20 protein-coding genes are annotated in these 25,570 nt (G+C 35.2%); 8 read left to right on the plus strand and 12 right to left on the minus strand.

Annotation, left to right across the window (positions count from 1 at the left end):
* Positions 1 to 13: 13 nt before the first annotated feature.
* Entirely contained in the window at positions 14 to 916 is a 903-nt protein-coding gene (locus NQ163_RS14615) for a DMT family transporter (RefSeq protein ID WP_268191060.1), read from the plus strand.
* A gap of 62 nt (positions 917 to 978) precedes the next feature.
* On the opposite strand, the gene NQ163_RS14620 is transcribed toward NQ163_RS14615, so the two are convergent.
* The 5 genes from NQ163_RS14620 to NQ163_RS14640 all read right to left on the minus strand — a co-directional run bounded on the left by NQ163_RS14620 (position 979) and on the right by NQ163_RS14640 (position 9,061).
* Positions 979 to 2,232, minus strand: a complete 1,254-nt coding sequence (locus tag NQ163_RS14620) for a cation:proton antiporter (RefSeq protein WP_268191061.1) — start codon at positions 2,230 to 2,232, stop codon at positions 979 to 981.
* A 686-nt stretch (positions 2,233 to 2,918) separates the two neighbouring features.
* Complete coding sequence (locus NQ163_RS14625; protein ID WP_268191062.1) at positions 2,919 to 6,038, minus strand: ATP-binding cassette domain-containing protein; 3,120 nt, start codon at positions 6,036 to 6,038, stop codon at positions 2,919 to 2,921.
* 154 nt (positions 6,039 to 6,192) lie between these two features.
* Entirely contained in the window at positions 6,193 to 7,020 is an 828-nt protein-coding gene (locus tag NQ163_RS14630; protein ID WP_268191063.1) for a hypothetical protein, read from the minus strand.
* 224 nt (positions 7,021 to 7,244) lie between these two features.
* Positions 7,245 to 7,949 carry a LytR/AlgR family response regulator transcription factor gene (locus NQ163_RS14635; RefSeq protein ID WP_268191064.1) on the minus strand — a complete coding sequence of 235 codons (705 nt, stop codon included), beginning with the start codon at positions 7,947 to 7,949 and terminating at the stop codon, positions 7,245 to 7,247.
* Positions 7,950 to 7,984: 35 nt separating this feature from the next.
* Positions 7,985 to 9,061 (minus strand): sensor histidine kinase, encoded by a 1,077-nt coding sequence (locus NQ163_RS14640; RefSeq protein WP_268191065.1) that lies wholly within the window; start codon positions 9,059 to 9,061, stop codon positions 7,985 to 7,987.
* Between the two features lie 192 nt (positions 9,062 to 9,253).
* On the opposite strand from NQ163_RS14640, the gene NQ163_RS14645 reads away from it, so the two are divergent.
* A complete protein-coding gene (locus NQ163_RS14645; RefSeq protein WP_268191066.1) occupies positions 9,254 to 9,889 on the plus strand; it encodes a cysteine hydrolase family protein in 636 nt (211 codons plus the stop codon).
* On the opposite strand, the gene miaA is transcribed toward NQ163_RS14645, so the two are convergent.
* The gene (miaA, locus tag NQ163_RS14650; protein WP_268191067.1) at positions 9,886 to 10,800 is read right to left on the minus strand and encodes a tRNA (adenosine(37)-N6)-dimethylallyltransferase MiaA; all 915 of its coding nucleotides are present in this window, start codon (positions 10,798 to 10,800) and stop codon (positions 9,886 to 9,888) included. The two genes, NQ163_RS14645 and miaA, sit on opposite strands and share 4 nt — an antisense overlap.
* A gap of 211 nt (positions 10,801 to 11,011) precedes the next feature.
* Between miaA and NQ163_RS14655 the strand changes: the two genes are divergently transcribed.
* The 3 genes from NQ163_RS14655 to smpB all read left to right on the plus strand — a co-directional run bounded on the left by NQ163_RS14655 (position 11,012) and on the right by smpB (position 12,751).
* The gene (locus NQ163_RS14655) at positions 11,012 to 11,587 is read left to right on the plus strand and encodes a Yip1 family protein (protein WP_120240680.1); all 576 of its coding nucleotides are present in this window, start codon (positions 11,012 to 11,014) and stop codon (positions 11,585 to 11,587) included.
* 93 nt (positions 11,588 to 11,680) lie between these two features.
* Positions 11,681 to 12,271, plus strand: coding sequence for a hypothetical protein (locus NQ163_RS14660; RefSeq protein ID WP_120240681.1), 591 nt, complete (start codon positions 11,681 to 11,683; stop codon positions 12,269 to 12,271).
* Positions 12,272 to 12,304: 33 nt separating this feature from the next.
* Complete coding sequence (gene smpB / locus NQ163_RS14665; protein ID WP_110363129.1) at positions 12,305 to 12,751, plus strand: SsrA-binding protein; 447 nt, start codon at positions 12,305 to 12,307, stop codon at positions 12,749 to 12,751.
* A gap of 295 nt (positions 12,752 to 13,046) precedes the next feature.
* Here the strand turns inward: smpB and NQ163_RS14670 are convergent, their stop codons facing one another.
* The 3 genes from NQ163_RS14670 to NQ163_RS14680 form a co-directional block, all read right to left on the minus strand.
* Positions 13,047 to 14,714, minus strand: coding sequence for a nucleoside kinase (locus tag NQ163_RS14670; RefSeq protein ID WP_268191068.1), 1,668 nt, complete (start codon positions 14,712 to 14,714; stop codon positions 13,047 to 13,049).
* A 150-nt stretch (positions 14,715 to 14,864) separates the two neighbouring features.
* A complete protein-coding gene (gene uvrA, locus NQ163_RS14675) occupies positions 14,865 to 17,726 on the minus strand; it encodes an excinuclease ABC subunit UvrA (RefSeq protein WP_268191069.1) in 2,862 nt (953 codons plus the stop codon).
* Positions 17,727 to 17,756: 30 nt separating this feature from the next.
* Entirely contained in the window at positions 17,757 to 18,749 is a 993-nt protein-coding gene (locus tag NQ163_RS14680; protein ID WP_268191070.1) for a lytic transglycosylase domain-containing protein, read from the minus strand.
* A gap of 289 nt (positions 18,750 to 19,038) precedes the next feature.
* Between NQ163_RS14680 and NQ163_RS14685 the strand changes: the two genes are divergently transcribed.
* The gene (locus tag NQ163_RS14685) at positions 19,039 to 19,782 is read left to right on the plus strand and encodes a hypothetical protein (RefSeq protein WP_268191071.1); all 744 of its coding nucleotides are present in this window, start codon (positions 19,039 to 19,041) and stop codon (positions 19,780 to 19,782) included.
* Between the two features lie 276 nt (positions 19,783 to 20,058).
* Here NQ163_RS14685 and NQ163_RS14690 read toward each other — a convergent pair whose 3' ends face one another.
* Positions 20,059 to 21,162, minus strand: a complete 1,104-nt coding sequence (locus NQ163_RS14690; protein ID WP_268191072.1) for a pyridoxal phosphate-dependent aminotransferase — start codon at positions 21,160 to 21,162, stop codon at positions 20,059 to 20,061.
* A 115-nt stretch (positions 21,163 to 21,277) separates the two neighbouring features.
* Here NQ163_RS14690 and NQ163_RS14695 point away from each other — a divergent pair, with 115 nt between their 5' ends.
* Together NQ163_RS14695 and NQ163_RS14700 are read left to right on the plus strand one after the other, a co-directional pair.
* Positions 21,278 to 22,459 (plus strand): MalY/PatB family protein, encoded by a 1,182-nt coding sequence (locus NQ163_RS14695; RefSeq protein WP_268191073.1) that lies wholly within the window; start codon positions 21,278 to 21,280, stop codon positions 22,457 to 22,459.
* Positions 22,460 to 22,698: 239 nt separating this feature from the next.
* A complete protein-coding gene (locus NQ163_RS14700; RefSeq protein ID WP_268191074.1) occupies positions 22,699 to 23,571 on the plus strand; it encodes a DMT family transporter in 873 nt (290 codons plus the stop codon).
* On the opposite strand, the gene NQ163_RS14705 is transcribed toward NQ163_RS14700, so the two are convergent.
* The gene (locus NQ163_RS14705; RefSeq protein WP_268191075.1) at positions 23,572 to 24,918 is read right to left on the minus strand and encodes a carboxypeptidase-like regulatory domain-containing protein; all 1,347 of its coding nucleotides are present in this window, start codon (positions 24,916 to 24,918) and stop codon (positions 23,572 to 23,574) included.
* Positions 24,908 to 25,498: an RNA polymerase sigma factor gene (locus NQ163_RS14710; protein ID WP_268191077.1), complete on the minus strand. Its 591-nt coding sequence runs from the start codon at positions 25,496 to 25,498 to the stop codon at positions 24,908 to 24,910. The genes NQ163_RS14705 and NQ163_RS14710 overlap by 11 nt, the downstream gene beginning before the upstream one ends.
* Positions 25,499 to 25,570: the final 72 nt, after the last annotated feature.

The following is a 25,570-nucleotide window of genomic DNA, read 5'->3' on the forward strand; positions in this document are numbered from 1 at the left end:
TTTTTAATCACCTATGAAGAAGTTCTTCCTATCAACCACTGTATTGGCAATATTTGCCTGCCTTTTATGGGCAACTCCCTTTACCGCAATTAAAATTGGATTGAAATACACCACTCCATTGCAATTTGCAGGTTTGCGTTTCTTTATATCAGGCTTGTTAATACTGCCTTTTATTAAAGATTTAAAGTTTAAAATTCTGGAGTCGAAAAGGCGATGGAAGTTTGTACTTTGGGTAGCATTATTGCAAACCACCTTTCTTTACGGATTGTTCTACATGGGAATTAGCTACGTACCCGGCGCATTGGGAGCCATGTTAATTGGAGCTCAACCACTTTTCGCAGCCATTATGGCCCACCTGATGTTGAGCAACGACAAAATGAGCTGGAAAAAGATTTTTGCCATCCTATTGGGGATGACAGGAGTTTGCATTATCAGTTTGGGACGATCGGATTTTGTTTTTTCTACCACCATTCCTTTGGGTGTGGGAATTCTGATTCTAAATAATATTGTAGGTAGTACGGGCAATGTAATTGTATCGCGCGATGCCAAGGATATGCCTCCACGTGTACTGGCCTCCTTCTCAATGATTATTGGAGGAATAGGATTGATTTTGGCTTCTATTCCTATCGAAAATCCTTCGTGGAATTTTAAGCTGCCTGGCGAATATTGGATTTCACTTGGCTGGCTGGCCATGGTATCGGCCTTTGCCATTACCATTTGGTTTGGATTGCTTCAGCGCCCAAACGTAAAAGTATCGAACCTAAACACCTGGAAATTTATCATTCCAATATTTGGTGCATTCCTAAGCTGGATGATTTTACCCGATGAAAATCCGGATACCGTTTCGATTATCGGGATGATGGTGATTGCCTGCAGCTTGCTTTTTGTGAATTATTTAAATCGAAAATCCATTTAATAATGCTGTAATTAAAATAAGACGTAGCAATGCTACGTCTCTGCCTGTATTTTTTATTAAGCTTATTCTTTTGACAGATTTACCAAATCCAGTTTTTGCACAAGTTTTCCTATGGTTAAACCTTGTATGATAATAGAAAACAGTGCGACTGAATACATGAGAAACACGAACAAATCGCCAAAATGATCGGTTGGTATGGACAATGCCAGAGCAATTCCCAGAGCACCTCTTAGTCCGCCCCAGGTGAGTATCAAAATCGTTTTTCTATTTACCTTTTTGTTTGAATGCTTAATTAGCTGAAACGGTACTAAAACCGCAATATATCTTGCCACCAATACAATTACAATCGTAATAATTGCCAAAGGAATATTTACAGCTTCCGGCTTTATGAGAGTAACAAAGAAGCCCAACAATACAAACAGAACCCCATTCAATATCTCATCCAAAACATCCCAGAAGGTTACCAATTGATTCAAATTCTCTTTGGAATATTCCTTGCTGTGAATCTTCTTGCCAAGATATAATCCGCCTGCAACCATAGCCAATGCAGGTGATACATGAATATTTTCAGCCAGTGCGTATCCTCCGGAAGCCATTGAGATGGTCAGCATCAAATGGGTTTTTGCATTATTTTCCGTTCGCTTTAAAATTTCAAATCCTACAAATGCAATGAGCAAACCAAAGCCTATTCCTCCCACTGCCTCGCGCAGAAATAAAAGCACTACCTCATCGATACCAACATTCTGATACCCTCGGTTAATAACCTGCAATATGACTACAAAAAGCACCATGCCAACACCATCGTTAAAAAGAGATTCTCCCTCAATATTCATTTGCAAATCCTTTCGAACGCTGTAATTTTTAAGAATACTTAGAACTGCTATGGGGTCGGTTGGAGAAATTAAGGCGCCGAATAAAAGAGAATAGATGAATGGAATATTTATGGACAGCATTTGTGCCGCAAAATAAGTTAAGGTTCCCACCAAAAAGGTAGAAATAATGGTTCCGAAAATGGCAAACACAAATACGGCCTTACGCTGCCTTTGTAACTCTTGAATGTTGATGTGCATTGCCCCGGCAAACAGCAAAAAACTCAAAATAATCTCCAGCAAAAACTCCCGAAAATGAATATCCCTCTCAAATGTTGGAATGTATTGATATAAACCAGGAGCAAATTCTTTAACAGATAAAATAATGACTGACATCATCAGGGCAAGAATCATCATACCTATTGTTGAACTAAGCTTTAAATATTTGGTATTAATCAGACTAAAAATAGCTGAAAAAACCAAAACTACGATAAACGAATCAAACATCTTGTTTAATTTAATTAGAAATTATAATTCTTTTAACTACACGAGAATTAATCCTATCATCAATAGCGCAAACACTTCAACATCACACAAATACTTACATCAAGAACACAAAAGTATCATACCACACATTCACTAAACCTTTTCTTTCAGAATCCGGGAGATATCAAAAGAAACTTACATTAGCTCACTGCTGCTACAATACGTATTAGATCATCAATCTTTTGCTTACATAATAGGAGTTGCTCCTTAAAATGAAAAGATCATATTCAATCTTCAAATTAAAAAACAGTTCATTCTGGTTTAAGGAAAATCAAGAAGGAAGTTGTAGCGTTAGGGCGCTTTTTTTCTTAAGAGTGAAGCATGACATCAGCTTAAGCATTTCTCAATTTTGTCATGACTCATTCAGTAAATTAAATTACTTGAATCTCGATTTCTAATTGGGTGGCGAAATTATAAAAAACATATCTATGAACAAAAGATATGTCCAAAAATGATTTTCCAAAACGCAATACCCCTGCCCATCTCCCCTAAGTTGAATCGATAGTTTGGTTTTTCAAATCCCCTTTTAAAAGGAGATAAAGGGAGGAATAAATAAAAAAAGACGTAGCACTGCTACGTCTCTACAATATCAATCATAAACGCTTTCGCATTTTCGTAATTCGTAAATTCCAAATTCGCAATTAATTCTATTTTCTCTTCTTCTCTCTGCGAACCAGTTTAATGCTCTCAAAGTAGTTCATCATCCTGCGCAACACATCGGCCCAAAGCGCAAAGAACAACAGTACTGTGCCCAACCATACCACTGCAAGATTGAACCAATAAGTATCGATATAGAAGTTTCCAATTCGCTTTACTGCTGAATAGAAATGTGAACGACCAAGCTTACTATCGGGCGACATAAATATTGGATCTTTCTTTTGAATCAGTTGATAATCTACCTCAATCATCTTGTTTACTTCGTTCCTGTTTAAAACCAAATCAGCTAAAGCCTGATTGTAATAGTTCTGTTTGAACTCATATACTCCATCGCGTCCCAAAGAATCAACCAATCGCGAATACTCAAAGTCTTTCTTATATCCTGATTCACTACTCATTCCAAGATAGTACAATTCAACCTGATCTAAAAAGCTCTTGGTTTGTTCCACTACATTCAAATTAAAATCTTTAAGATTTAACTGGTTTACTTCAGGGAAAACTGCCAATCCTGAATTATCAGCCAATTGCTTAATTTCATTGCGTAGCATTTTAAAGTGAGCTTGAGTTTCTGTTGTATCCTTTTCAAATTCCACACTTCGCTCACAATCCAAAAGAACCGATTCCAGTTTAGGAATCAGAAATGAACTATTAAATGAAGCATCGCTAATGCCTTTTTCATGATCGAAGAAGTGCTTTTCGAATTCGTTATCCTTAAACTGAGTAACCGCAAGTGCCTCGTAGGTCCAACGTGTAGTCATCATATCTCCCACAATTGGCACATATACTTTGTCGGTAACACCATAATGAAGATCATCAAACTTAATCATTGCTCCACCAAGCAAAAGCTGTGGAACCAATATCAGCGGAATCAAAATGTAAATGGTAATTACCGAATTTAATCCTGCAGATATATTTAAACCCACCAAATTCGAAAAACATGCAGTAGTAAACAAGACCAGCCAATAGGCAAAAGTCATTCCTTCAATTTCCAGAATGAAATTCCCAAGCAGAACAAAGGAGATAGACTGAATGGCCGATAACACAAACAAAAACATGATTTTGGATGTGAGGTAACTGATTCTACACAAGTTCAGGAACTTTTCGCGCTGCAATATTTTCTTATCCCTAATAATTTCTTCGGCACTTACCGTGAGTCCTAAAAACATAGAAACCACAACAGCCATAAACAAGAACACAGGAAAGTTTTTGTTCTCGCCAAACACATAAGCCCCATTTGCAGTGTATTTGGTAAAGTAACCAAGAATAACCGCGAGCAAAGGCGCTTCAAACAAATTGATGATCAAGTATTGTTTATTGGTCAGCTTCGACAAAACATTTCTGATCCAGAATATGGAAAATTGTTTCACCTTTCCCGGAATCTTAAAATCACTTTGTGGCAACTTCTTCTCTGCCCTTAATGGCAAATGATTTGATTCTATATTGTCCTGATATTTTTCGTACCACTTCTCAGGAGAAATCCTTCTGTCTCTTGTTGGCTTTCCTTGATCATCGATCAATTTGGTCTCAACAATTTGTAAAATCTGATCAGGATTTACATTCCCACAGGTTACACACTCACTTTCTGATGCATTTACCTGCGAATTCTGAGTCTTAAAATAAACAATGGCATCAATAGGATTCCCATTGTAAATTGGATAACCACCTTTATCCAGAATCCATAGTTTATCAAACATCTTAAAGATATCCGAGGATGGTTGATGAATATTGGCAATTACCAATTTCCCCTTTAAAGTCTGCTGCTTTAGCAGTTTCATTACCATTTCCGAATCGGTAGAGGAAAGCCCTGATGTAGGCTCATCAACCAAAAGAATAGCAGGTTCGCGCATTAACTCCAAACCAATATTCAGGCGTTTACGCTGTCCTCCACTAATGAATTTGTTTAGCGGATTTCCTACTTTCAAATCCCTGGCTTCATACAAAGCCAAATCCTGAAGCATCTTTAAAACTGTTTTCAGGATTTGAATCTCACTAAAATCTTTAAAACAAAGCTTGGCGTTATAATAAAGGTTTTGGAACACGGTCAGTTCTTCAATCAACAAATCATCCTGAGGAACAAAACCAATTAAACCTTGTATGGCAAGCTTATTTCGGTGGATATCAAAGTCGTTAACTCTAATTTCACCATTACTAAGTGTAAGATTTCCATTAAGAACATTCAACAAAGTTGATTTTCCAACTCCACTACCTCCCATTATCCCAATCAACTGTCCACTTTCTTCAGACAAGTTAAATTTCTGGATTCCGTTATTCGAATTTCTAAATTTGAACTCAATGTCCTTGGCAGAAAAAATGATTTTCTCTTGCGATTCTTCCTTCAAAAACTTCGCAGCAATATCTGAGTAGTATATCGATTGAATGTTTGGTCCTTTTATAATTGAACCATTCCCCAATTGGTAGGTTTTTTCGGAAATAATCTTGTTCCCTTCCAGGTAAAGATTCAGCTCTCCTTCATATTTAAACACCAGCAAGTTCACACTTTCGATGTACATTACGATAATTCGTCCATACAAATTTTCGCAGTACATGTGCTTGGTTTCGTTTTCACTTTTCTTGGCTTCCTTTTTCATGAACCATGACAAATTCTCCGACCATTCGGTAACTTTATTATCGATAATCAGGAATTTGCTTTTATCAAAATCATCAACCGTATCGCCCCAAACAAAGGCTAAACAATTGATGAACTCGGAACGCGGAATTTTAAAATTTTCGGCTACAATACTAATGAACTCAAACTCTCCTTCGCTTACCATTTTATCTTCGTAAACGAATTCCATCAAGCGAAGCAATACAATTAATCTTTCTTCCTGTACCAATTCCGCTTTTACCTTATTACAAACTTTATAAGCCTCTGTTAATGATAGAATATCCGCCTGGCGAGCATAAGTTATTGCCTGATACTGCATTTCACGGCGATAAAACTCGGAATAATTCTCAAACAATCGCAAGTATTCATCCTGAATATCAGAATTCACATAACGACTTAAAAAGCTTTCTACAATAATCCTTCCTTTTCCGGAAACACCTTCTTGTTTTGTATTGGCTACAATTGCAAAAAGGTGCATTAGAGCATTTAGTATCGATTCCCCCATGTACAAATATGATTTATGGTTTTTTGGCAGATCTGCACTGTTTCTAAAATTACAATTTATTTCTTTACAAAAGATTGCAATTTCAGCTTAATTGACACAAAAAAACTGCCTCCCAAATTGGAAGGCAGTTTTAATATCTTCATATGGAATATGACTACTCCACAATACCGTTTCTTAATTTTGCAACGCTAGCAATAATTTCATTCAATTGTTCCTCGGTCATTTTTCCCTCTACAACCTTGTCGTAGCTAGCTTTTAATCCTGTAAACTCTGCAATTAAAGCTGCAACATTAGGATCTTTCTTTTCTGGTTCAAGAACTTTCAATAGTTTCTCTAAAGAAGCTTTCTGATCGAAAATTACTTTTACAATTTCAGGGTTTGCGTAGGTATTTTCTGAGATGTGAGTTGCAATATACAATCCCTCGATAAAGCTACCACTTACAACCAATAGAGATAGGTTCGCTTTTCCATTCTTATTCAAAAACTCATAAGTGTCATAGAAAGAGTTAGTAATTACTTTCACCAACTGATCTTTATCATCAAGATTTTTTTCTACATCATCAACCAAAGTTTTGTTATATGCACTTGTAATCTCAAGGTTATCGATTAATGTTTTAGATGCTTTAAGGAACAACATTGTTTCTTGCTTACGATTGTAAGTACTTGCATAACTTAAATCAGCACTGTAAACACCAAGGTTAAGAGCTCTTGCTTTTTCCGTGAAATATTTATCAGCGTTATCTGTAGAATTTGATAAACCAAGAATATAGTCAGCTCCAATACGATTCAACATAGAAGTCAACTCGAAAGTAGTAGGTAAGGGATAAACAACATCTTTAACTTCACTTTCAATAGCTTTCTTCAATAATGGTTTTACTGTTTGTTCTCCACTTTTCTTTTTATCAACTGGCTTACAAGCTACAACACTTAAAGCCAAAGCAAAAAGAATAAAGGTATAACGAGAAATAGCACGTCTGTTCATAGTCTTTTAAATTTAATATTGATCGGATTCAATTTATCAAAGCCTAAATTTAACAAATAGCAGCTAATTCCTAGCATAATTGCGCATTATATTTGACTTCTTTTTTAGTTCTTACACCTAAAAATTGCGTTCTACCTAAATTCAATCCCTTTTTCACAACAAAAAAAGAGCCGATGCTGAAAATCGACTCTTTTACTTACTCAAACAGACTTGATTATAAAAAATTACACGGGATGAATCCTTTGGAAGAATCCCTGCTTGTAATTATTTCCTATTGGTATGGTACCTTTATCCATATGTACCATATTTCCCTCTATCGATTTTATTTTTGCCAAAGCCACAATATATGACTTGTGAATGCGATAAAACTTTGCAGATGGCAACAATCTTTCAATTCCTTTCAATGATTGATAAGTAACAACATGTCCTTCATTGGTAAAGATCTTAACGTAATCCCCCAAAGCTTCAACATACTGAATGGAATCCAGGTTGATATTGATTGTTTTTTTATTAGCCTTTACAAAAATATACTCCAACTCATCCTTGGTAGTTTCCTGAGGTTCGGCAAGGGCTTTCACCTTTTCTTCGGCCTTCTGTACTGCTTGTAAAAAACGCTCAAATGAGAATGGTTTTTTCAAGTAATCCAACACATTCAACTCATAGCTTTCCAATGCATATTCTGTATATGCCGTGGTAATAATAACCATTGGTGGATTTTTATAGGACTTTAAAAAGTTTATTCCACTCAATCTTGGCATATTAATATCTAAAAAAATCAGATCCACCGATTCTTGCTGAAGAACCTCCATAGCTTCAATAGCATCGCTACACTTGCCTTTTAACTCCAGACTCGAGAGTTCTGAAACATACTTTTCCAGTACTCTTTGTGCCAATGGCTCATCATCAATAATTAAACACTTCAACTTCATGCGTTTTGTTTTTTGTCAGAGTTTTAAATGTTACTCTAAGCATTTTGCTCCGATAAATCAATTTGTAAATTCACCTTAAACAAGTCATCTTGTTTCGAAATATTCAAATCATGTTTATCCGGATACAACAACTCTAATCTACGAGTAACATTCTTTATTCCAATCCCTTTTGCTTTTCGCTCCTCATCTTGCCATTTGTTATCAAATCGATTTTCAATTGACAATTCCATTTTATCCTTCTCTTCAAAGTTAAATAGAATATTTACAAATCCATTATTATTCTTGCCATATGATCCATGCTTGAATGCATTTTCAATTAATGGTTCGAACAACAAAGGCGCAATTTTATTTTGAGAAGCGCTTCCTTTTACATTTATCTTTACAGGAATGGTATCATCTAACCTGATTTTTTGCAGATCCAGGTAATTTTTAATAAAATCCAACTCTTTGTCTACAAATACATACCTATCATTACATTCATATAAAATATACCTCATCATATCAGACAATTTTAACACCAAATTTGGTGCTTTATCTGATTTATCTAAAGTAAGTGAATATAGGTTATTAAGGGTATTAAATAAAAAATGTGGATTTATTTGAGCCTTAAGAGCTTTTAATTCAGCTTCCAATTTCTCCCTCTCAATATCCTGAAAATTAGCAGTAACTTTTTGCAGAACAATTAATTCTCGTGTCATCGACAAAACAGAAGTAATACCAACATAAATTAAAGTAAATATTGCAAAGTTAACCCAAACCACAAAGGTTAACTCCTCGAAATACTGTTCTCCTTGAACAAAGCTATTTAAAGGATATACCAGCAAAAAATCTATCACAAATGCTGCAACAGATATCATTGCAAAGACTGATATAACGTAGAGAAAAAAGCGTTGTCGTTTAAATAAAAATGGGATTAAAATCAAAAGGTTTACATATACAGCTGCCGCAAAACAAAGATTAAAAACCAAAGTCATCAACACTGGCTCAATCTTTAGTATATTTTTAAAATTACTGGCTACAAACATGGTTAGCAACCAAAATACTGTAGCAACCGCCCAAAAAAGCATATGATAAATTACCCGACTACGGGATATGGTTCTTATCTTGTTCATTTATTGTCTTCGTATCGATTTTCAAAATTTAAATTAGAAAAGTTCGTCACTACATTAAAATATATTCGTTATCGACTGCAAAATCCATGACAAAAAGCCTTAATTTTCCGATATCTTTAGATTAATTCATCCTATCAATTTTGAATAGGATGGAATCGGTTGTATTTTTATAAAAAAGAAAGACTTACAAATATGTTTACAAAAGATATCTTGTTTTGGAATGTTGATACCCAAATCGACTTTATGAGTAAGAACGGAAAACTTTATGCTCAAAACGCTGAAGAAATTCAACCTACTCTTGAAGCAATTACAAAATTGGCTAATTTTAACAACATACAGGTAATAAACACAGCAGATTATCATTACCTTAATTCTGCCGAACTATCTTCAAATCCTGATTTTGTAAATACTTTTCCGGAACATTGTATGGCAAATTCATTAGGAGCAGAGTACATTTCCGAAACCAAGCCTGATGAAAGCTGTCCCGAAATTCTTTGGAATAAAATTTACAATGAAAAGGAATTAAGCGAAGCTGCTAAACACAGAAACATCATCATAAGAAAAGATGCTTTTGATGTATTTGAAGGAAACCCAAACACATACAGTTTACTAAAACAAATCAATCCAACCACTGTTTTTGTATATGGCGTTACCACAAATGTGTGCGTTGATTGCGCAGTTGTTGGACTTGCAGAAAGAGGACTTAAAGTTTATGTAATTGAGGATGCCATCAAAGAACTTCCGAACATCCCACTTCCTTTTGAAAAATGGGATGAACTTGGCATTACACGCATTTCGTACGATAAGCTTGTTGAATATCTTTCTTAAGCGTTAAACAACTCTTTTACCTTGGCAATTTTTTCATCAAGTGGCATGTAACCATCCAACCAATGAATGTTGCTGCCACTTCGTTCCATTTTTCGGAACCAGGTCATCTGGCGCTTGGCAAATTGGTGAATTGCTATTTCTAATCCCGAGAACATTTCATCGTATGTAATTTGCCCTGTTACATACTGGGTAAGAAACTTATACTCCAGGCCATAGTAAATTAAATCTTCTGCAGATACACCAGATTTTAACAAAGCTTCAACCTCTTCCACCATTCCTGATTTTAGACGCTCTTTTAATCTTAGGCTAATTCTATCGCGTCTGCTTTCTCTATCGAATTTTATTCCAATCAACAATGGATTCATTTCTGGATATTCCATGTCAATTTGAGGGTTTGCAGCATAGTATCTTTCAATTTCAATGGCTCTGATTGCTCTTTTCTTTGTTTCTAAATCGCTGTTATTGTGTAAATCTTTGTACGATCGAAGCATTACCTCAAGCTCTTCAAGCGATTTACTTTCCAACTCATCTCTAAAAGATTGATCTTTAGGAACTGCTATTAATTTATAACCTTTCAGAACTGCTTCAAGGTACATTCCTGTACCACCACATACAACCGGCAGTCTTTTCCTGGATGAAATATCCTCGAATGCTTTAACGAAATCTTGTTGAAATTCAAACACATTGTATTTGTATCCTGCATCGGCGATATCAATTAAATGATATGGTATTTCAACTCCATCCACAACATACTCCTCAATATCCTTTCCTGTACCCAAATCCATACCACGATAAATCTGACGAGAATCAGCACTAATAATTTCACCATTGAAATCTTTAGCCAAATTAACCGCCAAACTTGTCTTGCCCGTTGCAGTTGCACCTAAAACTACCAATAAATTGTAACGCATCTTCATTAAATTTTAATCGAAATAACAATCCGATTTTTCATGTGTTTAAATTTTCTTTTAGTTATCACATGAAACTCACCAAGAATTAAATAATTATTTAATAATGGACGTTTCATTCTCAGGATAATGCCTATCTTAAATAGGTCGAAAATTTAGAATTCGGCAACAAAATTACTTTAAGTTTTTTGATTTCACTAACCAGACAATCAATATGACAATTCTTGCAACCTACAAACATACTTTTCGATTGTTAATTTCTCCCGAAAAGGAATGGATTTCAATTCTAGATCATGTAAATATCAAAAGCTCGAAACTTCTGTTTATACTGATTATTCCTTTAGCATTAATCATGTCTGCATGTAACTTTTTAGGCTTTGTTATTTTCGAAAAAGATTCAACAGATCATATTGATATGTTTTTGTTTTCTTCCATAACTACATTTGTTCTATCAATTGCATCTATCTACATCTCTTCCATAGTAGTTAGACCTTTTGCTGTTCTTCCTACAAAAAAGGAAAGGTTCGAAAGAGCATATATTTTAGTTGCATTTTCCTATACTCCAGGCTTCATTTTTAATTCTATTGCATTCCTGTTCCCTATCATTAACTACCTCACTATTTTCGGATTATACAGCTTCTATATTTTATACAAAGGAATTACCCCAATTTTAAATGTTCCCGACAGAAGAAGATCTGGTTATTTTACATTTATTCTAATCGGTCTACTTTCCATTTATGCAGTGTTGGGTGCGCTATTTATAGGTACAGCTAACTTTTTAGGCTTTTAAATCGTAGTCTAAATCAATTCTAAAAAATCATAATTTCTTCACTTTTTTAAAAACTTGTTTAATTTTGACAGTATCAAACAAGACGATTCAAAAATGGAATACAATTCAAAAGGTGTTTTAAATTCGCTCTTTCGAACACGTAACCTACTACTTACACCCAAAAGAGAATGGGAAAGAATTGCTCCGGAAAACTCAACAACTAAAGAGTTATTTCGAAACTTCTCCTTTCCTGTGATTGCTCTATGCGCAATTATTGCCGCAGGAGGCTCCTATATTCATACAAAGGATGTTTTAATTGCTGGCTCAAAATTATTTGTTGATTTTTTAGCACTTAATTTAGGATTATACTGTGCAGCTAAACTGATTATTTTACTTGCACCAAATTTCCAGCTCCAAATCGATGAAGTTGTGATTTTTAAGCTCGTAATTTACAGTGCTTCAACATTCTGTATTTTTCACGGATTAGCACAGCTATTTACCCCATTTTCATTCTTAAACCAGATATGTCTACTGTTGGAACTATACTTCATTAGAATATTGTGGCTGGGAATAAGTTCAATTTTACCAATAGCCAGCAATAAGCGCCCAGGCTTTACTGTTATGGCAAGTCTATTGATTCTTGTTCTTCCTTTAATATTTGAAAGGATGTTTTCAATTCTCTTCAGGCTTCCATTAACAATTTAAATACTAAATTTGCATGGAATTTAAGATATAAGGATGCAGAATATTAACATCAGAAATAAAAGAGCCAGTTTCGAATACGAATTCATTGAGAAATTTGTAGCCGGAATTCAACTTTTTGGAACCGAAATCAAATCAATTCGTGCTGGAAAAGCCAGTTTGGTTGATTCATACTGCTATTTTACTCGCAACGAATTGTATGTTGTAGGAATGCACATTTCGGAGTACAAATTTGGCTCCTACTACAATCACGAAGAAAAACGAGAAAGAAAACTCCTTCTCAACCGAAAAGAATTAAATAAGCTGGACAGAAAAACAAAAGAGTCGGGCCTTACCATAGTTCCAGTTCGCCTTTTTATTAACGAAAGAGGTTTTGCAAAGATGGAAATTGCACTTTGCAGAGGTAAGAAACACTACGACAAACGCGAAAGCTTAAAACAAAAAGATCACAAACGTGAGATAGATCGCATGATGAAGAGATAGTTAGCTATTTTTTCGATTTTTTCTCAAAAAAATCTCACTCATACCTTACAAACGAAAGATATTTTCTTCTATATTTGCAGCCCGTTTCTCAAGATTCGGGCTTTTCTATTTACCTTAGCTTATTAACACGAAATTAACAAGTCATCAACATTGTTGACAATTTGTTAATAAACTTCACATACCCTAATTTTACTAGCATACAGTTGTTAATAACTAAAAAATCCTGTCTCTGCCGAATGGGATATTAACAGCAAAAACAGGACTGATATAAACAGGTGAAAAAGTTATTAACAATTTAATAGTCGAATGTACTTCCTCCTAAAAACTCTCTCATCAGAGATGTTGGTGGAATCTCTTCCTCTGAAATTGGTAAAAAGTAACTAAAGAACTTCAAAAGTCGGTTTGCTTCGGAATACTCGGGCTGATTTGGCTGCACTTCTTTTAGAATTGGCTCTGCAAATCTTTTTAAAACACCCAATTCATAAGGTAATGCCGAATTGAACATCACATCCGCCTCTTCCTGAAAAGGAAATATATTTCGCATTTCGCCTCTTCGAACACTTGGCCACCTGCTAATAGTTTCCGACGCACTATAATTTCGATACTTGTAATCACGAACAATTCTTCTTATTAGTCGATTATCAGTAGAAGGAATCCTGTTGTGACCATCGATTGAAATTGAGGTAAGGGCAGAAGTGTAGATTCTATACTTTGACTCGTCAGCAATTAATGGAGTAAGTCCTGGATTCAGGGCATGAATCCCCTCAACTACCAGCACTTGTTTATCATTTATCTTTAACTTCTCTCCATCGTAATACCTTTGCCCTGTTTCAAAGGAGAATTTTGGCAATTCAATCTCTTTTCCTGCCATCAAATCCACCAAGTTTTGATTGAACAACTGAACATCTAAAGCTTCAAGAACCTCAAAATCATAATCACCATTTTCATCCCTTGGCGTAAGTTCCCTATTCACAAAATAATTATCCATCGAAAGATTCACAGGACTTAAGCCAGCTACTTTCAACTGTATAGCCAATCGTTTTCCAAATGTTGTTTTCCCCGATGATGATGGCCCGGATATCAAAATCAACTTAATTCTTTTCCTATACTTTCTAATTTTATCAGCAATCTGAGAAATTTTCTTTTCATGTAAAGCCTCAGAAATTTTAATCATTTCAGAAATGTTATTCTCAGCCACATATCGATTCAAATCACCAACATTCGAAATATTCAATACTTTTCCCCACCGCTTGTATTCACTAAATACTTTCAGCATTTTCTCTTGATCAATTCGCTCTTCAACAACCGATGGCTCATCTCTTTTAGGACTCACCAAAAGCATTCCACGATAAAAATGTTGCAAATCAAAAACTTTTAACACACCTGTAGAAGGTGCAAGATATCCATAGAAATAATCAGCGCAATCAGTCAAATGATACACTGAGGTATACAAATTTCCTCTTGTTTGAAGCAATCCTGTTTTCTCTTTCAGGCCTTGATTTTCAAAAATCTCAATCGCTTTTTCCGTTTCGATTTCCTCACGTATAAATGGCATATCGGCAGCTATGATTTCTTTCATTCTGCTCTTTATTTTATCAATATCTGCAGGAGTCAATACGATATTTTTATCTGTCAATCTACAATACAAACCATTCGAAATAGAATGCTCCAACCTAAAACCTGTTCCCGGGTACAGATCCCTTACCGCTTTGTACAAAACAAAACACAAAGAGCGTATGTACATTCTTCTTCCTGCAGGATGTGCAAGATCAATAAAGCGAATATTTTTAGGTTTGTATATTTCGTAGGTAAGTTCTTTCACCTTATTATTTACCATTGCACCCAATACCGGACCATTCAATTTTATATTAATATCTGATAAAATGGTTTGCAGGTCGGTTCCAACGGCATAAGATCTTTTTTCATCAAGATCTTCGAAGTAGATATCTATTAATTTCCCCATGAGCTGTAGATTTAATGGCTATCCTATACATTCAGGACAGTTGTATAAAGATAATAATTATGCTATATCAGTCTTCTTCGAAAATCTTAAATTTTCTTAATCATGAAAAATTAGGGTAAAAAAAATCCCCTTGCGGGGATTTGATATATTTTATTGTAGTTCTTCTTTTAGAAATCTAGCCGTAAATGATTCCTTACATTCGGCCAATTCTTCCGGCGTTCCTTCAAAGAGTATCTCACCTCCATTTCGACCACCTTCTTTTCCGATATCAATAACATGATCGGCAACTTTGATCACATCCATATTGTGCTCAATTACAATCACGGTATTGCCTTTATCAACCAATCTATTTAAAACGTCCAACAACACCCTGATATCCTCAAAGTGCAGACCCGTTGTTGGCTCATCCAGAATATACATGGTCTTTCCGGTATCTCTTTTGGCCAATTCCGTTGCCAGTTTTACACGTTGCGATTCACCACCCGACAAAGTTGTTGATGGCTGCCCAAGGGTTACGTATCCTAAGCCGACATCCTGCAAAACTTTCAATTTTATTAGAATTGCAGGTATATTTTCAAAGAAATCTACAGCCTGGTTAATGGTCATGTCAAGCACATCGCCAATTGATTTTCCCTTGTAACGCACCTCAAGAGTTTCTCGATTGTATCGCTTTCCATTACACTCATCGCAATGCACATACACATCTGGCAAGAAATTCATTTCAATAGAACGAACTCCAGCTCCCTGGCAGGTTTCACATCTTCCTCCTTTTACATTGAAAGAAAATCTACCCGCTTTGTAACCTCTAATTTGCGATTCAGGCAATTTCTCATACAACTTTCTAATATCACCAAAAACATTGGTGTAGGTAGCTGGATTCGAACGAGGAGTTTTGCCCAATGGAGCTTGGTTTACTTCCACTACCTTATCGATATTCTTAATTCCATCCAAATCTTCGTAAGGAAGAGGATCTTTAACTGATCGGTAAAAATGTTGCGACAAAATAGGCTGCAAAGTACCATTAATCAAACTCGACTTTCCACTTCCCGAAACTCCAGTTACACAAATGAACTTTCCAAGCGGAAAACTAACATCAACATTCTTTAGGTTATTACCGGTACAACCTCTTAAATCGACACTCTTCCCTTTTCCTTTTCTTCGCTCTGTTGGCACTTCAATTTTTCTATCGCCATTCAGGTATTGAGCTGTTAAACTATCTCCCTTTTCAATATCATCAGGATTACCCGCAACAACAATTTCACCTCCATGCTTTCCTGCAAAAGGTCCCATGTCCACCACATAATCGGCAGATTTTATCATGTCCTTATCATGCTCAACAACAATTACCGAATTTCCAGAATCTCTTAATTGCTGTAAAGATTGAATCAATCTTTCATTATCACGCTGATGCAGGCCAATACTTGGTTCATCCAAAATGTACAACACATTAACCAGTTGCGAACCAATTTGCGTTGCCAAACGAATCCGTTGCGATTCTCCACCTGAAAGAGTTACAGAACTCCTATTTAATGAAAGATATTCAAGTCCTACATCCAAAAGAAATCCCAAACGAGATCTGATTTCTTTTAAAACTTCAATGGCAATCTTTTTCTGTTTATCGCTTAAGTGCTCCTCCAAATCCTGAAACCACTCACCCAATAAACCAAGATCCATTTCAGCTAGTTCAGCAATATTTTTATCATGAATTCTAAAATGCAATGCTTCTTTCTTCAATCGCTTTCCATCACAAGTGGAACAAACATCTGTTTTCACAAACTGTTCAGCCCATTTCTTCGCTTTCTTTGAAGTTCCATTGCTTTCCTGGTTTGTGATATACTTTATCACACCATCAAAACTCAAAAAGTAATTTGACGATGTCCCCAATGGCGTATTTTCAAGTTTGAATGTTTCGCTGGAACCATCCAAAATTATACTTAGAGCTTCCTCGGGAATTTCTTCAATTGGGGTATTCATATCAAAACCATACTTTCGCCCAATGGCCTCCATCTGCCAAAAAATCAAACTGTTTTTGTATTTGCCCAAGGGCACAATCCCACCTTCACGAATGCTTAAGGCCTGATCTGGAATAATTTTCTCTAAATCAATTGCATTTACACGGCCAAGCCCTTTACATTTTGGGCAAGCCCCATGAGGAGAGTTAAAAGAAAAACTGTGAGGTGCTGGAGTATTGTATGATATCCCGGTAGATGGACACATCAAAAGACGACTGTAATATTTTACCTCATCGCTATCCTTATCCAGAATCATGGTAATCCCCTTACCATGTTTCATAGCTGTTTGCACAGATTCTTTTAGGCGCTTATCTCCAACTTCTTCAACAACCAGTTTGTCAACTAGTATTTCGATATCGTGATTTTTATAACGATCGACCTTAAAACCATGCAACAATTCAACAATTTCTCCATCTACCCTGGCATACAAGAATCCTTTTCTGCGAATTTGCTCGAACAGTTCTTTATAATGTCCTTTACGCCCTTTTACAACAGGTGCAAGAATGTAAATTCTCTTCTCGCTAAATTTTTCGTGAATCAAGTTGATGATTTGCTCATCGGTATACTTCACCATTTTCTCACCTGTTTCATACGAATAGGCAACACCGGCTCTTGCATACAACAATCGAAGAAAGTCATACAGCTCAGTTATGGTTCCTACCGTAGAGCGTGGATTTTTGTTGGTTGTTTTCTGCTCAATAGAAATTACCGGACTTAAGCCTGTAATCTTATCCACATCGGGACGTTCCATCCCGCCAAGAAATTGTCTGGCATAAGCAGAAAATGTTTCGATATATCTACGCTGACCTTCGGCATAAATTGTATCGAATGCCAATGATGATTTTCCACTACCACTTAATCCGGTAATCACCGAAAGTTGGTTACGAGGAATACTTACATCAATATTTTTAAGGTTATGAACTCGTGCTCCAAACACATCAACACTTCCTGTTTCGAGCTGTTCTACACCGTTTATTTCTTTATTCTTTTTGGAACTCAAATCTAAATCTCCTTTTGCAAATCCAACAATCTATTTCTCTGACACTGAACCATCAGGCTTTTTATAATCAGAAAATGCAAAATTAATATATCCTTTGGCAGGAAGCGTAATTTCGTACTCTTTTTTGTATTTATTTGTAAGGTATGCTCTTCGTAACCATGGATTAAAGTACTTTAAAACCTTATAGTTTACTCCATTTTCCTTAGCAAACACCGCAAAATCCTTTACAGGAGTTTTAATTTTAATTTTTCGGGTTGGAATTTCCGGATACAAATCAGACTCACGATATTTAAAACCATAAGCCGAAGGGTTCTCCATAATCATTTTAATGGCCAAAATTCTAAAGACATATCGACCTGTTTCCTCTCCTAATAACAAATCATAGTAATCACCTGCATCTTGCAACTTTAATTGCTTATCAACAAATCTTCTACCAGCATTATACGAAGCAGCCACCAAGGTCCAGGTTCCGTATTTTTTATACGAATCCTTAAGGTATTTACAAGCCGCAAGAGTTGCTTTTTCAATATTGTATCGTTCATCAACTTCTGATGATACTTCCAAACCATAATCTTTTGCCGTACCACTCATAAACTGCCAAACCCCAACAGCCCCGGCTGGCGATTTAATTGTTGGTACAAATCCACTCTCGATTAAAGCCAAATATTTAAAATCTTCTGGTACTCCCTGATCTTTTAAAATGGGTTCGATAATTGGAAAATAACGATTGGCTCGTTTTAAGAACAATAAAGTTTGAGATTGCCAATAGGTATTCACCAATAATTCCCTATCAAGCGATTCCTTTACATCCCACCTGTTTATTGGAACGATTTCATCGCCAAAAGTTAATTTGTCGGGTGTTTTTAATGCATATACATTATAGCGACTCATGTATTCGCTATTTTCAGGATCTTTGCCTCTGTCGCTTACGGTTGAGTAATTAAACAACTGGGCAGTAAGATAAACTGTACCCGAAACAACAATTAATGCTAAAATATTTTTTAAAGGTCGATATATATTCACGGTTGTTGATTTTTAAGATTGTCAAATGTAAAATATTCTACTCGATTAAGTGAAGAAATGTTTTCTTTTAACAAATCTTTACACCAATAAATTTGAACTGTTCATCAAGTTGAAATTTAATTTTTTCTAAACATTTCAAAATTTGCTCTTTACATACTCATCAGAAGGTTGTAACTTGAAACAACAAAATGAAAGATGTTTCGTTGATTAAATAATGTCGGGTTATTTATTCAATATCAACCCAGCATCAACATTTTAAGACCTAACCAGTCTCCCAATTTTTAATCGTATGAAAAACCGTGTACTGTCTATATTGCTATTCGGTGTATACCTATTGTATGCATGTGACAGTGAGACTACTGAAATTTTTCCCACGCAAATCATTCAAGATTCCCGAGTTTCAGATTCTATTTTTGAAATTTTATTAGATGATGCAAAGCTGATATGCATGGACTTTTATACCAACCAGGAAATGGAGGAGTTATCGGAAATAGAATTAAAAGAATATCATTTTGCGCCAATTTTAGCGGCACTTCAAATCGTTTATCTTGATTCAATTTCAACAGCATCCTCGGATATCAGAAAATTCAATGTACATGCATTATGTCCTAAAAAATTACACAAAACAAGTATCACAATAGACACCACTAATGAGAATTTCAATTCCTGGAAAACTTATGGTTTCACACATAATTTAAAGTTGGATTGGTTAATTGATGAATATGATTTGCAATTGGATTCAATCAGAGAAGATCAGTACTTGGTTCATACCAAAACTGGAATCAATCAGGAATCCTTGGCCAGAGAATTGGTAAAATTTCCATTTATCAAGAAAGCGAAAGCTGCCAATTGCATTGGCGATGGCTCTCAAATTGAAATTATTTATTTTAACCCCGATTTTATTCAGTTGATCTACAGCTACGGCTGGGGCGATTGTCCATCGGGTTGTATCAATCGTCATTATTGGGAATTGGGCATTTATGGATCAGGTTTAATTGAATTGCTTTCAGAGTCGGGTAAAGAACTTCCATAAAGTAAATCTGCCTGAAATAAGAATTATTTCAATTCCCTTCTTCTATAAAATCATTCATTCTTCCTACTTACACATTCCTTTTAACTCCTTTCGGTTGAAAGAAGCTATTAATTTTCTTAAGCTAAGCTTCACCATTAGACCTTCCTGATTCATGGGTAAACAAAAAGAGTTGCAATACTTAATTTACACAATTAAACATTACAACTCTTCTATATCGTTCAGTTCTTATAAGTGGAGTATTTTTACTCGAACTCAGGTCACTAGCTTATTCGACACTTACAATCTCTCGAAATAAGTTTTGAATTTTTCGTGAGGAACAGAAACACAAATTCTTGCAAACCGAGATGCATATTCTTTCTTATCCCTCGTAAAGTAACTTAATGACACACTCCCAATTCGTGCCTCAAGAAGTTCCTCTTCCGATTTGTTAACAATCACGAATATTCCAATAGGTTCAGAATCCTTATAAAAATCTTTTGCCAACAAGCCTTTGCTTTCCAAAAATTCTATATTCTTCTTTATTCCTTCGCAAGTGCGCTCCTTAAAGCTTTTCATTACAGTCTGTCCTTTATCAGAGCTTAACAATTTGGCTACCATTAATTGAGAGAAAGCATTTATCCCATTTGTTGCATACATTAGGCGAATTCCCAATTCATTCACAAACTCTTTGTTTGTGCTATGCACAAAACCCAATCGTTGTCCACTTAAGCCTACCGATTTGCTAAAACTTTCAACAATAATTACATTTTTCAACTGGCTTAATTTCTGGAAAAATAAGTCTTCTTCTCCACAAAAAATTCTTCTGTACGGACAATCAATAATCACAATTGCACCATGATCACTTAACGCTTTGGCGGTTTTATAAATATTTTCATCAGCCTGCTTGTTTCCAATAGGGTTATTGGGGTCGCAGATGATTACTGCACTGTTTTTATAAGAATCTAAATTTTGATTTACACTATTAAAATCGACATAGGTTTCAGACTCCATTCCTCGAACTGTCATTACCTGAACATATGACCCCCAATAGTAATCAGGCAAACACACCTTATCCACATGTATGGTCTGGAATACCAGATCAAGTGCTGACATTCCTCCTCCGGTTATGGCAATATTATCAAGCGAGGACTGATTGTCAAAGTAATGCTGATTAATGGCTTTCCTCAACTCAGATCTTCCCTGCGATGGAGGGTAAACCTGCATTTCGTTCGAATTAAAATCTAATTCGTCAACCACGGAGTTTAAATCGATATTACAAACCGAATTTACTCCCCGGTTTAATAGCAAAAAATCATTCCCCGTTTCTTGACTCATTTTTCTGATTCGTTCGCCAATTCCAACAATCGCCGAATATTTAGCTCCACTCTTTCTGATCTTCATGTCTTAAAAGTTTTCTACGAATTAAATCAACCCAAACATTATTCGCAAATTTTAAAAGCTGCTTTAAAGACTCTATAAAATTTTATACTTTAACTCTTCCTAAAAATCAATAATAATGAAATACAATTTTGATAAAATTATAGATCGTAAAAATACCAACTCGGTAAAATACGATAAGCTTGAACAATATTTTGGAAAAGATGATTTGCTTCCTTTTTGGGTAGCCGATACCGATTTCAATGTTCCGGACTGCATCTCAGATTCCATAATAAAAAGAGCTGAACATGCAATTTACGGATATTCATTTCGAGGTAAAGATTGTATTTTAAGTGTACAAAACTGGCTTAAAAACCGTCACGCTTGGGAAGTAAAAGAAGAATGGATTTCTTCCAGTCCCGGAGTAGTTACTGCTCTATCCTTGTTGTTAATGAGTCTTACCGAAAAGCGAGATAAAATTGCTGTTCAACCACCGGTATATCATCCGTTTTTTCATGTGATAAATGATACCGAACGCAGTTTGGTTCACAATCCGTTGATTAGAACAGAAGATTCTTACCAAATGGATTTTGAACATTTGGAACAACTTGCCAAAGATGGTTTAAAAGCCATAATCATTAGCAATCCTCATAATCCGGTAGGAAGAGTGTGGACAAAAGATGAGCTACTTCGACTAGGAGAAATCGCAAAAAAATATGATTTTCTTATTATCTCCGATGAAATTCATCAGGACTTAATTTACAAGAATCACAAACACATAGCTCTAGCTTCTTTATCGCAGGATTTGGCCCAAAGAACAATTACCTGCATTGCTCCTTCGAAAACTTTTAATGTAGCTGGTTTAGCAAGTTCGGTTATTATTATTCCTAACCAGGAATTGAAAAAAACATACGAAAAACTACTATGTGCCATGCATTTGGATTCTGGTAATTTGTTTGGTCATATTGCCATGCAAGCAGGATATGAACATGGAGCAGATTGGTTAGATCAACTTATGGAGTATTTACAATCTAATGTAGATTACGTTCGAGAATTTCTTGAAGAAAATATTCCAGAAATTAAATTGGTTACACCTGAAGCAACTTATTTGTTATGGTTAGATTGTAGAGATCTGAATATTAGTTCGGAAAAATTAAATCAGATTCTGATTAATGAAGCTGGTTTAGCTTTAAATAAGGGGACTACTTTTGGTAAAGAAGGAAATGGCTATATGAGATTAAATATAGGCTGTCCAAAATCTATGTTAACAAAAGGTTTAAGCATTTTACAACAAACCGTAAATCAATTAAAAAAACTTTAATTAGCAGGGTTACCTTTTCTGTTTTTGAGGAATAAATATATAAACGATTAAACAGGATCGAAAATCACCCTAATGATTATCAATTGAAGTTGATTTTCTGCAAAAACAATAACAGTCTGTTATACACACAAGGCCCTCGGTATTACTACTCCCGGGGGTTTATTTTTTAATTACCCCTTCATTTTTTGGTTGCTTTGATTTTTAATTTCCAGTACATTCGCATTCAAAACACACTCACTATGCACTGGAAAAAACCTTGGTTTCAATTTACAATTCTTATTCTTTTGGCTTTTGTATGGGGAAGTTCATTTATACTAATGAAAATAGGCTTAAAAAGTTTTAGCAGCGAGCAAGCTGCCGGAATTCGAATGTTATTGGCTTCACTTGTGCTGCTTCCTTATTCAATTAAGAACTTAAAGTTTCTACAGAGAAAAGATTTACCAAGTTTACTTGTGGCTGGATTTATAGGTAGTTTCATTCCAGCCTTTTTATTTACCAAGGCACAAACTCAAATTGATAGTGCCTTGGCTGGAATGCTAAATTCACTAACACCGCTTTTTACACTTTTGGTTGGAATTCTGTTTTTTAAAACCAAATTTAAATGGCTGCAAACTATTGGTTTGATAGTAGGCTTAGTTGGAGCATTGGGTTTGATCACATCAGGAAAAGAATTAAACTTTGGAAATATAAACAGTTACGCCTTACTTATTGTATTGGCTACAACATTTTATGGTATCAATATCAATACAATTAAGGCCAAACTTTCACATTTATCGGGAGTTCAAATTACATCACTTTCATTCTTTTTTACAGGACCTGCAGCTTTAATATATCTTTTAACTACTGATTTTCAACCCGTTTTTGCCGTTTCGAATTGGCCACTTCATTTTCTTGCTTTGGCGGCATTGGGAATAATAGGTACCGCATTGGCCATGTTATTAATGAATAGCTTAATCAGACATATTTCTGCAGTATATGCCTCGTCAGTTACGTATATCATTCCCATATTTGCAATTTTCTGGGGAGTGGTAGATGGAGAAAATATTACACTTCTACATCTTGCTTGTATGTCCGGAATTTTATTGGGGGTTTACCTGATCAACAAAAAGTAATTAGTAAAAGTTTAGGCGAAGCGTAAATCGAACTTTTGAATCTGCAGGAACATTGTTGGATTCTGAAGGAATCCATTTTTCTCCAGTATTTATAAGCTCTTTAATCTTCTCAGATAACTCAAGGCTCGTATCACCTTTAATCATAATATCACTTACAATTCCTGAACTGCGAACCATAAATGACACTTTAATTTTATATTTTCCAGTTAAATCATCTTTAAATTCTGATTGTAACGCAGCAATTAACTTTTTCTTGTATTCCGATGTATTTCTCGATTGAGAGGGCTGAGCACTATTCCAGGATTTAATAGGCTTATCCATTTCTACTTCTGTCACTGATCCTGTTGCAAAAGCCTTTTTCTTTTCAGATCCATAGGCTGTAACAACAACTTCATTCATCTCTACAGCATCCTGCTCCAAAACAACGAGCAATGAATCTGCAATGTCTACTTGTTTGGTTTCAAAACCAACAAAAGAAGCTGTCAGTTTATAGTTGGAATTGGTATCCGCAAGGCTCATCGCAAACTTCCCATCCAAATCAGTAAATGTTCCTTTATTGGTTCCATTTACTACAATCATTACTCCAGGCATCGGAGTTTTTTCCTTATCAACTACAAGGCCTGAAATTTTTCTTGCATTTTCATCATTACCAATTGTTGCAAACCCTCTGATTCTAACTCCTGAATCCATTTTGTTAGCAGCTACATCAGCTACTCTGCCGGATAATGCTTTTTCAACTTTTCTACTAATAGTTTTTGAGAGTTGATTTTCTTCAACTTTTATGGCTTTCAAAATTGGTTCACTCTTTCCAATCTCCTCATCTTTTATTTCCTCAGCAAATTGTAATTCTTCATCGGCATTTTGAACTTCCTTATCGGCAACATCAATTACTTTCTCTTCTACGAGCTCAACTTTTTCTAACTTTTCTATTTTCTGATCTTTCTTAACTTTAAGACTATCTTCTTCTGTTATCGGGATATTTTCATACTTCTTTTTGGGTGTAACTTGCTCAATATCCTGACCAACAAATTCATTTACGCTTGGGGTCTGGTTAATGTAATACAAAACAAAACTTAAACCCATAATAATTGCAAAACTGGCAGCATAAGGCAACCACATCAGCCTCTTCTTTTGTTTCGATTTTACCCGGTTTGATAAAGCAAGCTTCAATTCTTCCAAATCATGCTCAATTTCCAATGAACTTAGTTTCGACAAGCCATCATAAGCATCACTTTCAAATTCATCCATCATTACAGATTTTTCAAAAGCATGCTTTTCCTTTCCGGTCATTCTATTACCGAAATAGGCCAAAAAACGTTCATATGTCAATCTCAACTTAAACTTCATTTTGTTTGGCAAATTCTTCCATGCAAATCTTCAAGTTCCTTTTCCCGTTTTGTATATAACTTTTCACTTTTTTAACCGGATACTCCAATTCATCTGAAATCTCTTGATAACATTGTTCTTCATAGTAAAACAACAAAATACACTTTTGCTGCTCTTCCTTTAACCTTTCAATACATCTTTTCAGATTGTATTCCAAATTCAAATCCGGTGCCTCATCAATAGGATGCAAATAAGAAGTAGATTCCACAAAATTCGATTGTAAAAATTTGTCTGTCTGATTTTTCTGAGATTTTTGTTTTCTCAATTGCATCAGGCAATAGTTCTTACACACCACATACAACCACGGTTTAAAGTTCTTTATCTCAAATTTAGGGATTTCTGATATCAAGTGCTCAAAAATGGCATTTACTGCATCCTTTGCTTTTTCTCTGTCATGCAGATATTTTACACACACACCATAAACCAAGTGCATATATCGGGAATAAAGCGCACCCAATTCTTCCAAATCACCAGAATCAATATATGATTCCAACAACTCTTGATCAGAAAGTTTATCAGGATTTCTTTTAGTCCGAAACATTAAATTTTCTGGATTTAATATCAGGTTTAATTCTTATGCTAGTTAAAAATTTCAGAAAAAAGATGAAAATTT

This window comes from Marinifilum sp. D737 (assembly GCF_026672275.1).
Taxonomy (GTDB): domain Bacteria; phylum Bacteroidota; class Bacteroidia; order Bacteroidales; family Marinifilaceae; genus Marinifilum.